The following is a 14477-nucleotide window of genomic DNA, read 5'->3' on the forward strand; positions in this document are numbered from 1 at the left end:
CTGGTGCATGACTGATATCGGTAGCCGGCATGAAAACCGGCTGCCGAAGCTGAGCTGGATCAAGAGCCAGATCACAGTTTCAGATCGTAACTGTTACCAATTGCGACAGTCTGACATACTCTCTGAACAATAATTCGAAGACTGGCAGGACCATGTGGTTCCGAAGTAAACCAGGCAAGTCCAGAGCCGCCGCTAAAGGCCGCGATGTTCAGAGCACTCCCAAAGCGTCTACAGACGTTGTACTGGAACGGGTGCGTCTGCCCGTGGACCTGCTTCAGCCCGGCATGAAAGTGGTCAAGCTTGACCGGCCCTGGACCGAGGTCCCGGTTCTGTTCCAGGGGTTCACTCTGCAATCCGACGTCGAAGCCCGAATACTGCGCCAGTATTGCGCCTGGGTCGTGGTCGAGGACGAGGCCGAGAGACTGGCTCCGGTTCTGGATCAGATCCCCCACCTGAAGCAACGCACCACCGAGCCCCTAGAGGAAACCCGTACCCTCGAACAGGAACTGCCCAGGGCTGCCGATGCCTGGGGCCGAACCCAGCAGTTCGTGGAAAAGGTGATTCGCGACATCGAACAGCATAACGATCTGGAACTGGCGTCTGCCCGACCGCTGATCCGCTCCTGCGTGGACAGTATCAGAGCCAACGCCAGTGCCATGTTCTGGATGGCACGAATCAAGAACCGCGATGCCTACACCGCCGAACATTGCCTGCGCGTCGCCATTTTTACCGTAGCCTTCGCCCGTTTCCTCGGGCTGCCGGAGGACGATCTGGAAGTGGCCGGCATGTGCGGGCTGCTGCACGATATCGGCAAGTTAAGGGTACCGGACGAGATCCTCAACAAACCCGGGCCGTTGTCCCCCCGGGAATATGAGTTAATGCGGAAACACACCACCCTGGGCCATGAGCTCCTGAAGCAGGATCCAAGCCTGGACCCGATCATCAGCGATGTGACCCTGCATCACCATGAACGCATCGACGGCCGGGGCTATCCACAACAATTGCCGGAGTGGCAGATCAGCCGGTTTGCCCGCCTGATTGCAATCGTCGACGCCTACGATGCCATGACCAGCGACCGGTGTTACCGCGATGGCATGTCACCGGCCGACGCCGTAAGGATTCTGTTCAAGAACCGGGGGCAGCAATTCGACGCCGATATGGTCGAGGCCTTTATCAAAATGATGGGTATCTATCCCCCGGGCAGCCTGGTCGAACTGAGCACAGGAGAAGTCGCGTTGGTAGTAAGTACGCACCCCGGGCGCAAACTCAAACCGAGGGTTGAGTTACTGCTGGATCCCTCGAAAAAGCCGGTCACGCCGCGAGTCGTGGACCTCGGTGAGCAGATGGGGCTTGAGCACACCACTCGGGAAATCACCAGGGCTTTACCTGACGGCGCTTTCGGGATATCCCTTAGGGGTCGGATCGAACAGCTAATGGCAAAGAGCGTTGCAAATCATTCATAATCAGCGCGAGCCTGCCGTTAACCCAGGTATCCAGAACCCACTCACTCCGGAGCATGATGTGGAGAAACCCGAGACATCCATCAGACTGGTCGTTCGTGCGCTGATGAGCCCGGTTTTCCCGGTTCTGATCTTCCTGGTGTTTCTGGGTATTGCCTCCGGGCTCCGGGTTGGCCTGATCCAGCAGAATACCCACCAGATCCAGACCAATCTCAGCAATGAAGCCAGAGCACTCGCCAACAACCTTGAGCGAGAATTCATGGTGCACCTCGATGCCATCAGTCGTATGGCCATGCGCATGCAGGCCAATCCATCCCAGACCGAGGCGCTCTGGCGTGAGGATGCACGCAATTATCTGAGAGACTTCGGGGTTTACCAGGCCATCGAATGGATTGACCGGAATTACATCATCCGCTGGCTGGAACCCCTGAGCGGCAACAGCGATGTCATCGGATTCAATGTCGCGTTCAACGAACAGCGGCGAGCGGCGCTATCGCGGGCTGCAGCCTCCGGACAGTACGATATTTCCGGCATCATTGACCTCCGACAGGGCGGAGAGGGTCTGGTGATCTATCATCCTGTCGGGCGGGGTGATGCCAATAACGGTTTCATGGCTGGCGTTTTCAGAATGAATACGCTGGCAGAACAAATGTTGACCCGGCGGGTTCTTGAACAGTTCCAGGTCACCATCACCCAGAGTGACCAGACCAGTTATCTGCTGAACACCTCGTCGGACCTTGATAACTCCCTGAACCACACCGTTCCGATCAACCTGCCTTCCCTGGACTGGTCACTGACACTCACGCCTTCGAGACAATGGGTCGAAGGCCAGCGCAGCAGCTGGCCTACCATGACCTTTACCAGCCTGCTTCTGATGGGCCTGCTCACCAGCCTTACTACCCTGCTGGTGCAACTCATCCTGAAGCGCAACCAGGCTCTGCTCAAAACCCGGAAAGAACTGGAACAGGAAATCGATCAGCGAGTTGCGATGCAGGTGGACCTGGAACGGCTGGAGTCGACCGACACCCTCACGGGTCTGGCCAATCGCCGCTTCTTCATGGAAGACCTCGCGCATACCATCAACATTGCCGATCGACAGCTGCGCCAGATCGCCCTGGTGATGCTGGATCTTGACCGCTTTCAGATGCTTAACGATTCCCTCGGGCATCAGTTCGGGGATGAGCTTCTGATCAAGGTGTCTGAACGCCTGAACGGGCTGAGCAATGAGCGGGTACTGGTCGCCTACTCCGGTGGTGACGAGTTCATGGTGTGTCAGCAACAGGTCGATGACATTGACGATGTGATTCACCTGCTGGGCCAGATCAAGCAGTGTTTCGCCGCGCCATTCGAGGTGCAGGGCGAGGCTCACAGTATTACCGCGACCATGGGTGTGGCGGTTTATCCCCAGAGTGGTCTGGACGCGGATACGCTGTTGCGCAATGCCGATATTGCCCTGTACCGGGCCAAGGAGCAGGGCCGTAATACGTACCAGTTCTATACCGAGGGCATGCAGGACCGCGAAGTGCTGCGTCTTGAGCTGGACCGTGACCTGAGCCAGGCGCTTGCCAATGATGAATTCGTGCTCTACTTCCAGCCCCAGCTCAATCTCGACACCGGCGAGATCAACAGTGTCGAGGCGCTGATTCGCTGGCAACACCCGGTTCGCGGGCTCCTGCCTCCGGTGGAGTTTATTCCGCTGGCTGAGGAAAGCGGCCGGATTACCGAGATTGGCCGCTGGGTGGTACTGGCCGCCTGCCGTCAACTGGCGCGCTGGAAAGGCACGCCCTGTGAGCACCTGAGAGTCGCGGTGAATCTGTCCGGCCGCGAACTGGATGATGATTCCCTGATTGACCATATCCGTTCAACCCTGGCATCGGAGGCGGTGGATCCGTCCCGGCTGGAGGTGGAACTGACTGAGGAAATCTTTATCCAGAACATCGAGCACAACCTCAATCAGTTATCCCAGCTGCACCAGTTGGGTGTGCATCTGGCGATTGATGACTTCGGGGTTGGTTACTCGTCGCTGGGTTATCTGAGGGATTTCCCGGTCGACCTGCTGAAGATTGACCGGTCGTTCATTACCGATGTCACTGAGCGCCACGATGATGCAGTGATTACCCGGGCGGTGATCAATCTGGCCCACAACCTGGGCATTCAGGTAGTGGCTGAAGGCGTCGAGACGGAGGAGCAACTGAACTTCCTGAAAGCGCACCGATGCAATCTGGCCCAGGGCTACCTGATCAGCCGGCCGATTCCGGCGGCCGATCTTGAGCGCGCACTGGCCGAGGGTATTCTGATCCCGGGCCTGCCCGTGGATTCCGGTTTGTAATTACCGGGCCAGAACTCCACACTTCACTTTCAACGGTTTGTCACGAGAGCATTATGTCGGCCAGATATCTGACTTTGGAGCAGGATGCACAGCTTCGCCGCTGGGAGCGGTGGAACCGGAATTATTTTGTGTTTGCGTTTGTGGCGCTGATTGTGGTGCTGGTGTTCAGCAGTCAGTTGGGGCTGTCGTCCGGCGATGACTGGGGGTCGCTGGGGGTGTTGCTGGCGTTGCTGGTGGCGCCGATTGTGGTTCTGCAGTTGCGGCTGAGGTGCCCTGCCTGTGGCGTGAAAATTGGCTGGCAGGCGAAGCTGATGGCGCCGGATCAGTGCAAGTCCTGTGGTGTGTTTCTGCGTTCGAAAAACGCCTCTTCCTGAATTTCTCTCCGAAAACCTTTGACCTGTGAGTTGGTCACAGGTTTTAGTCTAATCTTCAACGTAGTGAGTTTGCCGTGCCGGCACGGGGGTAGCCCTTCCGAAAACCGCTGCGAGTACATCCTTGTACGCTTGTCTCCGCCATCCATGGCTCCGAACATTTTCGGAAGGGCTACCCCCGCACCAGCACTCCGCTGACTTGATCCGTGGTTTCCCGGTATCTGGTCTTCGTTTTTTGCTGGACATTGCTTATGAAAGTCAAAGAAATCGCCACCGCCGCCGGGGTTAACCCGGATACCGTCCGGTTCTACACCCGGGAGGGCTTGTTGCGCCCGACACGGAACCCGGACAACAACTATCAGCAATACGATGCCGAGGATCTGCGCCGGTTACGGTTTGCCCGCAAGGCACGGCAGCTGGGGTTTTCTCTGCCGGAGATACGGCAGATTCTGGAGCAGGCGGACGATCATCATTCGCCCTGCCCGATGGTTCGGGATGTGTTCCAGCAGCGGCTGGCGGAGGTTGAGCGGGAGATTTCGGAGTTGCAGAAGTTGCGGGCGCGGATGGTGTCGGCATTGTCCACCTGGCAGGACATGCCCGATGGTACGCCGGATGGACATACGATTTGTCGGTTAATCGAACATTGGGATGATCCTTCGTCATCATCCTGCTGTGAGGAGTCTTGAGTAATGAGTGAAGCATCGGTTCTGAAAACAGCGCTGAGTATTTCCGGCGCCTCTTGTCAGGGTTGTGCGAAGAAGATTCGTCATGCTCTGGAACCGCTGACCGGGAGCACCGAGCGGGTGGAGGTGAATCTCGAAGACCAGACCGTGGCCCTCCCTGAGAATGTGGATAGCGCCGAGGCGGCACGGATAGTAACGGAGGCTGGCTACCCGGCGGAGCCGTTGGTTCATAACGAACCCATCGGCAGTTGTTGCGCATCCAAAAAGGATAATTCTGCCGCTGATAAGGCGCCGGACTTGGATACACCAGCTCCCTCGGCCGACGTCGAGCCATCGGATGCCGGCGACGGGCAGATCGCGCTGGCGGTCAGCGGGGCCACCTGTGCATCCTGTGTGAATACCATTGAGAAGGCGCTGATGTCGGTCCCCGGTGTCACTCACGCTCATATGAATCTGGCGGACAGCACCGCGACCGCCAGCGGTGATGCCGATCCGCAGGCGCTGGTGCAGGCGGTGGAGAGTGCGGGTTATGGTGCCCGGGTGATTGAAGACGCGGATGCCGCCGACGACCGCAAGCAGGAAGAGGACAAGAAGCAGTACAAGGTGCTGCTGGTGAAGATGGCCATCAGTCTGGGGCTGGGCCTTGGGTTGATGATCTGGGGCATGGGCTTCGGGTCGATGATGGTGACCGAGGCCAATCAGCTTACCTGGATCAATCTGGGCATTCTCACTCTGGGGGTGATGATTGCCACCGGCGGGCATTTCTACACCGGGGCCTGGAAGGCGTTCAAACATCATAACGCCAATATGGACACGCTGATTGCTCTGGGTACCGGCACCGCCTGGCTATATTCGATCGTGGTGGCCAGTGCGCCGGAGGCGCTGCCGGAGATGGCGCGCCATGTGTATTTCGAGGCTTCGGCGATGATCATTGGCCTGATCAATCTGGGCCAGGCCCTGGAGTTGCGGGCCAAGGGCAAGACCTCGGAAGCGGTGCGCCGGCTGCTGGATTTGCGGGCGAAAACGGCCCGGGTGATCCGCGATGGCCAGGAACAGGATATTCCCGTTGAAGAGGTTCAGAAAGGCGACCGCATCCGGGTGCGCCCGGGCGAGAAGCTGCCGGTGGACGGGGTGATTACCGAAGGCTCCACCCGCATTGATGAAAGCATGCTGACCGGTGAGCCCATGCCGGTGGGCAAGGGAGAAGGCGATGAGGTCTCGGCCGGTACTCTGAACACCCACGGCTCGATTATCTATGAAGCTACCCGGGTGGGCAGCGAGACCGCGCTGGCCCAGATCATCAAGCTGGTGAAGAAGGCCCAGGGCTCGAAACCCGCCATTGGCCGGCTGGCAGACAAGATTTCTTCGGTGTTCGTGCCCACGGTGATGCTGATTGCCGTGGTGTCGGCGCTGGTGTGGTACAACGTCGGGCCGGAGCCGGCGGTGGTGCACATGATGGTGGCCGCCACCACGGTACTGATCATTGCCTGCCCCTGCGCGTTGGGGCTGGCCACGCCCATGTCGGTGATGGTGGGTGTCGGCAAGGCAGCAGAGTACGGTGCGCTGATTCGCCAGGGCGATGCCTTGCAGACTGCCGGAAAAATCGATCTGGTGATTCTGGATAAAACCGGCACTATTACCGAGGGCCATCCGGCGGTAACCCGGGTGCACGCGACAAACGGCGATGAGACGCGCCTGCTGGCATTAGCCGCCGGGCTGGAGCAGCATTCCGAGCATCCGCTGGCAGAAGCCATTCTGGACAGGGCTCGTGAGAACGATATTGAGCCAGAACCGGTCTCCGGCTTTGAAGCGCTCAATGGCAAAGGTGTGCAAGGCAAGCTTGATAGCGAACCGGTACGCCTGGGCAATCGGCGCTGGCTGGAAACCGAAGGGCTGTCTGTCGAGGCTCTGGATGATGCAGCCAAAACCATTACCCAGGAAGCCGGCACGCCGCTGTTCCTGGCGGTGGGCCAGCAAGTACTGGGTGTCATCGGCGTGGCAGATGCGATCAAACCGGATTCCGAGGCTGCCATCCGGCGCCTTCACGACGCTGGCATCAAGGTGATGATGGTCACCGGCGATGTCGATGCCACCGCCAAGGCCATTGCGGCCAAGGCCGGCATCGATGACTACCGGGCCGAGGTGTTGCCGGAGGACAAAGCCGAAGTGGTCAGCGAAATGCGGGGTAAAGGCTACACGGTGGCCATGGTGGGGGATGGCATCAACGATGCCCCGGCGCTGGCAGCTGCGGACGTCGGCTTTGCCATCGGAACCGGCACCGACGTGGCCATTGAAAGTGCGTCCATCACCCTGATGCGCGGTTCCCTGCACGGGGTGCCAGACGCCATCGAGATCTCCCGGGCAACGGTGAAGAACATTCACCAGAACCTGTTCGGGGCCTTTATCTATAACTCCCTGGGTATTCCGGTGGCCGCCGGCCTGCTCTACCCTGTGTGGGGCATCCTGATGAGTCCGATCCTGGCCGGCGCCGCCATGTCGCTGTCTTCAGTGACGGTGGTTTCCAACGCCAACCGGCTGCGGCTGTTCAAGACCAGCCAACCCCAGGTATCAGCAGAGGAGCGGAACTGATGACAACATTTCTGGTCAATGCCGGTGGTCTCGCCCTGATGGCTGCCATTGTCTGGTGGTTCTGGCTCTCCGGCTCTAACTCGGACAACTCCGATCAACATCACTGAGGTAATCACCATGAGAAGACACACCCTTGCCCTCGGCCTGATGGCTGCCCTGGGATTCAGCACCACCGCCCTTGCCGGCGGTGCGGCCCAAAGCATTCATGTGTACAAATCCCCCACGTGCGGCTGCTGCGGCGACTGGATCGACCATCTGGAAGAAAATGGTTTTGATGTCACCGCCACCAACAGCGACGACATGGGCAGGATCAAAGCCGAAGCCGGGCTGATTCCGGGTCTGGGCAGTTGCCATACCGCCTTTGTCGACGGTTATGTGATTGAAGGCCATGTGCCGGCAGACGACATCAAGCGCCTGCTGGCGGAAGCCCCCAAGGCCACCGGCCTGAGCGTACCGGGTATGCCGGCGGGCTCTCCGGGTATGGAGATGGGCGACCGGAAAGATCACTACAAGGTTATTCTGTTCAACGACCAGGGCCAGACGCGGGTGTTCAACCAACACAACTGATGGTTGTGCCTGCGAGGCTGGGCTGGGGCGCAGATTGCAAGTCTGCGCCCAAAGTCTGCCTATTTTTTCTACACGATAGCCCCGCTCTGTTCTATGATGGAGTATAGATTCAGAACACGATTGGCAAGGACACATTTTGAGCCTCAAAACCCGCATTCTCGGGCTGGCCGCGCTGTTGATCATAGCGGCAGGAACCGCTTCCTGGCTGGCCTATCGGGCATTATCGGAAGATATTATTGAACGCTGGGGCCAGCAGGTCGCCGAGATCCAGGTACGCTATGACAGCGCCCGACTGTTGCAGTCCCTGGAGCGGGAAATCGGGCTGGCCCGGCAAATGGCCCGCTCCTCCACACTGATTCAGTGGGCCCAGTCACCGGAAGACCCCGCGCTGGAAAACCAGGCCATCCGCCAGATGGAGAGTTTCCGCAGCAACTTCCGGGATAACAGCTATTTTGTGGCCCTCCGCTCCAATGGTCATTACTACTACAACAACGCCTCCAACGATTACGCCGGCGACCAGTTCCGCTATGTGCTGAGCCCGGACAAACCCGACGATGCCTGGTTCTTCCAGCTCATTGACGAAGGCCGCGACTTTCACCTGAACGTCAATCCCGATACCGAACTGGGCGTTACCAAGCTGTGGATAGACGTGCTCATGCGCGATGCCGACAACAACATCGTCGGCATGGTGGGTACCGGCCTGAATCTGGACGACTTTCTGCAGGACATTGTCGACATCGGCCAGGACGGCATTACCACCCTGTTCGTGGACTATAACGGCGCCATCCAGCTGTATCGCGATCGCAACTACATCGATTTTGCCACCATCATCAAACCCGAAGGCCAGAAAAACACCGTGGATCTACTGTTCGACGATCCCCAGGACAAACAGCAGATTCTGGGCATGCTGCAGATGCTCAAACAGCGTAATGGCGAAGATGGCGCGGTGGAAAGCGGGTTTGTGTCGGTGGATGGCCGCAAGCATCTGGCCGGCGTGGCCTTTCTGCCCGCCATTGGCTGGTTTGAGATTACCCTGCTGGACCTGAACACACTGATCCCCCGGAGCTATCTCTGGCCTCTGGTAGCGGTGTTTCTGGTCAGCCTGCTGGTCACCCTGGTGCTGTTCCACCAGATCATACAGTCCCGCATTCTGCGCCCGGTCATCAGCCTCGAGGAAGCCGTGCACCGGTTACGGGACGGTCGCTTTGATCTTCCCTACCTGCCAAAACCGGACAACGAGATCGGCCGCCTGGTGGATCATTTCGAAAAAATGTCCCACTCCCTGCAAGATACCACCCGCGAGCTGGAACAGAAGGTGGCCCACCGCACCGAAGAACTGCAGCGTCTGGCCCGGGTCGATGCCCTGACCGGCCTGAAGAACCGGCGGGGCCTGGACGAGGTGATGAATGAGGAAATTCAGCGCGCGGAAAGGGAGCAGAAGGGCTTCGGGCTTCTGTGGCTGGACATAGACCACTTCAAAGCCATCAACGACAGCCAGGGCCATCAGGCCGGAGACGAGATTCTGTGCCGGGTTGCGCTCTGGCTGAAAGCGGCGGTTCGGCCCTACGACCACCCCGGTCGCTGGGGCGGCGACGAGTTTGTAGTCCTGCTCTCACCCTGCGATGCCGCCACGCTGGAGCAGATTGCCTGTCGTATTCGCGCCAGCGTCGAGCAGGAAAGCCAGCGCACCGGAACACCAGTAACCATCAGTGTTGGCGGCTATTTTTGCCAGCCCGGTGAAGATCTCGATGTCCTGCTGCGCAACGCCGACCAGGCTCTGTACGAGGCCAAGCGCAACGGCCGGAATCGGGTCTGTATCCGCACGGGTGCCGGCGAGGCCATTCATCCGGCCTGACAGATCTGACTCGCACTGGCAGAACCGTTATACTCCGCTGCAACACACTTTTTTATTCAGGTTATCTCTTCATGCTCAACGCCGACGCTCTCAATCAGTTGCGCCAGCTGAAAACCGACATCAAACAGAACAAGGTGGTCTTCCCCGGTACCGTCAAGTCCACCAACGGTCGTTTCGGCTTTGTGGCCCTGGATGAAGGGCGGGATGTGTTTCTGCCTCCCGAGGAAATGCAGAAAGTCCTGCCCGGTGATCGGGTCAATGTCACCGAACACGAAGTGGAAAAAGGCAAAACCCAGGGCGTTGTCGACGAGCTGCTGGAATCGCACCTGACCACCTTCGTGGGCCGCTATCTGATCAAGGGCAAAGGCCACTTTGTGGCACCGGAAACCCCGGGCATCAACCGCTGGATTTTTATTCCGCCGAAAGAACGCAAGGGCGCCCAGCCCGATGATTTCATCTACTGCCAGATTCACCGCCATCCGATCAAGGACGGCAAGGGCCAGGCGAAGGTGCTGCGGGTGATCGGCAAGGCCGGTGAGCCGGGCATTGAACGGGCCTTCACCCTGGCCAACTTTGATTTGGCCGATGCCTGGCCGGAAGAAGTGCAAAAGCAGGCCGACACCCTTACTGAGGAATCCGTTACCTCACACCGCGAGGGCCGGGAAGACCGTACCGAACAGCCCTACGTGACCATCGACAGTCCCGGCACCCAGGATATGGACGATGCCCTGATGGCCACCCCGAATGCCACTGGCTGGACCCTGTCCATCGCCATCGCCGACCCGACCGCGATGATCGAGCCGGGCAGCCCGGCCGAAGAAGAAGCCTTTAACCGCGCCACCGCCATCTATTTCCCGGGTGAGCCACTGCCGATGTTACCGGACGCCATCAGCACCCGCCTGTGCTCGCTGATGCCAGAGGTACCCCGGTTGGCCCTGGTGTGCGACCTGCAGGTGAACAACGATGGCAGCCTGGGCGACTACAGCTTTCGCCAGGCCGTCATCCGCTCCCAGGGCAAGCTGAGCTATGAGCTGGTGTCACACCTGATTGAAGGTCGGGAAGACGATGACATCAAGGCCTTGCCCGAAGCAGTCGCCAACAGCCTGGACCAGCTGCATCAGGCCGCCACTGCCCTGCGCAAATGGCGCTCGGAGCACGCGTTACTGAGCAATGATCGCCCGGAATTCCGGTTGCGTCTGGACGAGAATAAACGAATCCGGGTGATAGAACCGGCGGTGCAGAACGAAGCCCACCGTCTGGTGGAAGAATGCATGGTCGCGGCCAATCGTTGTGCGGCCGATTTCCTGGAAAAGCAGGGGCAAGGCCTGTTCATTCAGCATCCGGGGCTGCGGGACGACCGCGCCGACAATATCCGTAAACTGCTGGAGGGCTACGCCCCGCATCTGGCCGAACTGGATGCCACCAGTGCCGAAGGCTTCAAGGCGTTGATGAAGCACACCGATGGCCTGCAGGCCGATGTGCCGGTCAAGTCCATTCTCTCGCGCCAACTGGCCCGGGCCGAACTGGGGTTCGAGCCTGCTCCGCATCAGGGTATGGGACTGGCGGCCTACACCACCTTTACCTCACCGCTGCGCAAGTTCTCGGACTTCTACGTGCACCGTCTGATCAAGGCCGCACTCTGGGATCAACCCATCAAGGCACTGAACCCGCAGCAGCTGGAGAGTCTTCAAACCACCCAGTTCCGCGCCCGCATGGCTGCCAACACCCTGGAGGCCTGGCTCAAGAGCGATTACGCCAAAGGCCTGCCAGCAGATCCGATGGAAGGCACCATTACCCGCACCATGCCATCGGGTTTTTTCGTGCGCCTGGATTGCAATGGCCTGGAAGGCTTTGTCAGTTGCAAGGACCTGGAGGGCAAGTTCAGCTTTGATCCGGTTACGCTGCGCCTGGTGCACAACAAGAACGGCCGGATCTTCCAGCTGGACCAGCGGGTAACCGTGAGCTTTTCCGGTGTGGACGAAGAGCGTCGGCAGATCAACTTCAAACTGCTCGAGGCCGAGGACATTAATCCCGGAACCAACGACAAGGGTTGAAAACCAGCCGGGCAGACACACCGTATCTGTTCAGAGGTCTTCTGTTTTCAGGAGGTGTGTTATGCCCATCAGTCCTCAGGAATTTCTGCGAAAGTACGGCTTCGACAAAGAAGAGGAAGAGCCCGACCACAGCCTGCGCCACAATGCCATGGAGCATGCCAGGCATTTGAAACGGCCCCATGCCGGTACTCCCCATGACTGGGAAGAATGGGAAAGGTTCAAGAAGGAACACCCGGATCAGGTCGAAGACGACGACTGACCCGGTACAGCATCAGCTGAGGTTCTGGTCCTGCCGGGCCAGCATTCGCCCCAGCCGCTCGTCTTTGGCACGCCACAGATCGCCCAACCAGTCCTTGACGTTGCGGCGGTGCTCGGCGTCCTCAGAGTAATCCCTGCCCTTGAGGTGTTCCGGAATGGCCTGGGTATCAATGGTCATCCGGATCTCCGGCACCCGCCCGCAAATGAACTCCCAGAACGTTGGAGCGCCATCGGGATAGGCAATCGTGACATCCACCAGGGTATCAATGGAATCCCCCATGGCATCCAGCACAAAGGCCACTCCACCGGCCTTCGGCACCAGCAAATGCTGGTACGGTGACTTCTGCCGGTCGTGCTTGGCCGGGGTAAAACGGGTGCCTTCCACAAAGTTCATCACGCTCACCGGCGTGTAGCGGAATTTCTCACAGGCCTTGCGGGTCGCCTTCAGGTCATCGCCCCGTTTTTCCGGGTGCTTGATCAGATACTCCCGGGTGTAGCGTTTCATAAACGGGAAATCCAGACCCCACCAGGCCAGGCCGATCACCGGCACCCAGATCAGCTGTTGTTTCAGGAAGAACTTCAGAAACGGCGCCTGGCGATTGAACACCCGCTGCATGGCGAGGATATCCACCCAGCTCTGATGATTGCTGAGCACCAGATACCAGCTTTCGCGCTTGAGCTTGTCGGCGCCTTCCACGTGCCAGCGGGTATTGTGGGTGAGCGTCATCCAGCCTGTATTACAGGCCACCCACGACTCCGAAATCCAGATGATCACGCGGGTGCACAACACCCGGAAACCCTTATGCGGAATCACCAGCTTGAACACCGCGGGGATATAGAGCAGCAGGCACCAGAACACGGTGTTCAGGCCTAGTAGCAGCGAATTAAGCACGCCAATAACGGGGGCAGGCAGGAAACTGAGCATGGGCATCCTGTTGTGGTTGTTGTTTCCGAAGCCCGCAATCATAGCAACCTGGCAGCCGCTTGGGCAGTGGCCCGAAGTGACCAAAACGCCGACCGGATGTGACAGTCTTGCCATGGCTGGGGGAATGAATCCACTCTATTATCTGACTCCACACGCACCGCAGCTACACCGGACACCCTATGCGCAACCCCCTGAAATCCGCTATCAAGACCTCCTCCGGCCTCGCCCGCCAGAGCGCACTCTACGCTGGCAATGCCTTCGACCGGATTTTCCGGGCGGCCAGCCTGGTACAGGCAGGCCAGACCCCGTTCGAAACCCTGCACAGCAATGGGCTGGTGAGCCTGCGATACTATCCGCCTCTGGAGGAGGATTTCATCGAACTGGATGGCATGGTGATCCCGGTAGAACGCAAGACCCACCGCACGCCGATCGTCATCATTCCTCCTCTGGCCGTGAATATGCTGATCTATGATCTGTTTCCCCAGCGAAGTCTGGTGCGTTTCCTTCGAGCCAGAGGATTTGAGGTCTATCTGATCGACTGGGGTATGCCGGGCCGGGAACATACTCACTACAACATGCATACCTATGTTGCCGAATTCCTGCCGGAGTATCTGAATCGGGTCCGGGAACACAGTGGGGAACAGGAACTGTCACTGCATGGCTGGAGCATGGGCGGCATGTTCACGCTGTTCTACTCTGCCCTCAGCAAGGACCAGCACATCCGCAACGCCATCGTCCTGGGCCTGCCCATCGACAGTCATGCTTCCGGTCTGATTGGCTGGATGTATCAACGGATTGCCGATGTCGCCGAACTGGTGCGCAAGCGCACCGGCTTCCGGCTCCACGACATGAAACCGCACTGGTTCCACACCCCGGGCTGGGCCAACACCATCGGCTTCAAGTTGACCAACCCGGTTGGCAGTGTGATGGGCTACTGGGAGTTGATCGTGCGCCTGGGCGACCGCGAATTCGTCACCAACCATGCCACCACCTCGGCCTTTCTGGACCGGATGGTGGCCTACCCCGGTGGCGTCATTCAGGACACCGTGGTCCGGGTCTGGATTGATAACCAGTTGGCCAAAGGCCAGATCCAGATTGGCGACGACTTCGCGCGACTGGAGAATGTAAACGCCAACTTACTGGCCATCGCCGGCCAGGAGGACACCCTGGCTACACCCGGTTCCGCCAAGCGAGTGATGGACCACGTCAGCTCCACGGATAAGACCTTCCGGGTGGCCCCCGGCGGGCACATGGGGATACTGGCCGGAAGCAAAGCGCCCCGGGCGTCCTGGCTTGAGCTGGCCGACTGGTTGGCTGCAAGGTCTGACTGATACTACTTTCACAAGCGGCAGGTGGCAGGGAGCGCTTTCCACCGCTGACTTTCCG

The 14477-nt window shown here is 59.1% G+C and carries 11 protein-coding genes; 10 read left to right on the forward strand and 1 reads right to left on the reverse strand.

Annotated elements, in window-relative coordinates:
• The first annotated feature begins 152 nt into the window (after positions 1-152).
• From Q674_RS29380 to Q674_RS29420, 9 genes are all read left to right on the forward strand, one after another.
• Positions 153-1463, forward strand: a complete 1311-nt coding sequence (locus tag Q674_RS29380) for an HD-GYP domain-containing protein (protein ID WP_023008706.1) — start codon at positions 153-155, stop codon at positions 1461-1463.
• Between the two features lie 58 nt (positions 1464-1521).
• Positions 1522-3789, forward strand: a complete 2268-nt coding sequence (locus tag Q674_RS29385) for a putative bifunctional diguanylate cyclase/phosphodiesterase (RefSeq protein ID WP_023008707.1) — start codon at positions 1522-1524, stop codon at positions 3787-3789.
• A gap of 53 nt (positions 3790-3842) precedes the next feature.
• Positions 3843-4163 (forward strand): hypothetical protein, encoded by a 321-nt coding sequence (locus Q674_RS29390; RefSeq protein ID WP_022991342.1) that lies wholly within the window; start codon positions 3843-3845, stop codon positions 4161-4163.
• A gap of 248 nt (positions 4164-4411) precedes the next feature.
• The gene (locus tag Q674_RS29395; protein ID WP_014423036.1) at positions 4412-4846 is read left to right on the forward strand and encodes a MerR family transcriptional regulator; all 435 of its coding nucleotides are present in this window, start codon (positions 4412-4414) and stop codon (positions 4844-4846) included.
• A gap of 3 nt (positions 4847-4849) precedes the next feature.
• On the forward strand, positions 4850-7432 hold the full coding sequence (locus Q674_RS29400) for a heavy metal translocating P-type ATPase (RefSeq protein ID WP_023008708.1): 2583 nt from the start codon (positions 4850-4852) through the stop codon (positions 7430-7432).
• A 117-nt stretch (positions 7433-7549) separates the two neighbouring features.
• Entirely contained in the window at positions 7550-7999 is a 450-nt protein-coding gene (locus Q674_RS29405) for a DUF411 domain-containing protein (RefSeq protein WP_023008709.1), read from the forward strand.
• Between the two features lie 136 nt (positions 8000-8135).
• Positions 8136-9854, forward strand: a complete 1719-nt coding sequence (locus Q674_RS29410) for a GGDEF domain-containing protein (RefSeq protein WP_023008710.1) — start codon at positions 8136-8138, stop codon at positions 9852-9854.
• Positions 9855-9925: 71 nt separating this feature from the next.
• Positions 9926-11908 carry a ribonuclease R family protein gene (locus tag Q674_RS29415; protein ID WP_023008711.1) on the forward strand — a complete coding sequence of 661 codons (1983 nt, stop codon included), beginning with the start codon at positions 9926-9928 and terminating at the stop codon, positions 11906-11908.
• 61 nt (positions 11909-11969) lie between these two features.
• Complete coding sequence (locus Q674_RS29420) at positions 11970-12167, forward strand: hypothetical protein (protein ID WP_011787196.1); 198 nt, start codon at positions 11970-11972, stop codon at positions 12165-12167.
• Between the two features lie 12 nt (positions 12168-12179).
• Here the strand turns inward: Q674_RS29420 and Q674_RS29425 are convergent, their stop codons facing one another.
• Entirely contained in the window at positions 12180-13091 is a 912-nt protein-coding gene (locus tag Q674_RS29425) for an acyltransferase (RefSeq protein WP_036199233.1), read from the reverse strand.
• Positions 13092-13270: 179 nt separating this feature from the next.
• Here Q674_RS29425 and Q674_RS29430 point away from each other — a divergent pair, with 179 nt between their 5' ends.
• Positions 13271-14422, forward strand: a complete 1152-nt coding sequence (locus Q674_RS29430) for an alpha/beta fold hydrolase (protein WP_023008713.1) — start codon at positions 13271-13273, stop codon at positions 14420-14422.
• Positions 14423-14477: the final 55 nt, after the last annotated feature.

The organism is Marinobacter sp. EVN1 (assembly GCF_000475375.1).
GTDB classification, from domain to species: Bacteria; Pseudomonadota; Gammaproteobacteria; order Pseudomonadales; family Oleiphilaceae; genus Marinobacter; species Marinobacter nauticus.

What these genes read in the sequence shown, in the direction of transcription:
- Q674_RS29415 (WP_023008711.1), top strand. Translation starts at nt 9,926, where the DNA reads ATGCTCAACGCCGACGCTCTCAATCAGTTGCGCCAGCTGAAAACCGAC.
- Q674_RS29400 (WP_023008708.1), top strand. Translation starts at nt 4,850, where the DNA reads ATGAGTGAAGCATCGGTTCTGAAAACAGCGCTGAGTATTTCCGGCGCC.
- Q674_RS29425 (WP_036199233.1), bottom strand. Translation starts at nt 13,091, where the DNA reads ATGCTCAGTTTCCTGCCTGCCCCCGTTATTGGCGTGCTTAATTCGCTG.
- Q674_RS29420 (WP_011787196.1), top strand. Translation starts at nt 11,970, where the DNA reads ATGCCCATCAGTCCTCAGGAATTTCTGCGAAAGTACGGCTTCGACAAA.
- Q674_RS29390 (WP_022991342.1), top strand. Translation starts at nt 3,843, where the DNA reads ATGTCGGCCAGATATCTGACTTTGGAGCAGGATGCACAGCTTCGCCGC.
- Q674_RS29405 (WP_023008709.1), top strand. Translation starts at nt 7,550, where the DNA reads ATGAGAAGACACACCCTTGCCCTCGGCCTGATGGCTGCCCTGGGATTC.
- Q674_RS29395 (WP_014423036.1), top strand. Translation starts at nt 4,412, where the DNA reads ATGAAAGTCAAAGAAATCGCCACCGCCGCCGGGGTTAACCCGGATACC.
- Q674_RS29430 (WP_023008713.1), top strand. Translation starts at nt 13,271, where the DNA reads ATGCGCAACCCCCTGAAATCCGCTATCAAGACCTCCTCCGGCCTCGCC.
- Q674_RS29380 (WP_023008706.1), top strand. Translation starts at nt 153, where the DNA reads ATGTGGTTCCGAAGTAAACCAGGCAAGTCCAGAGCCGCCGCTAAAGGC.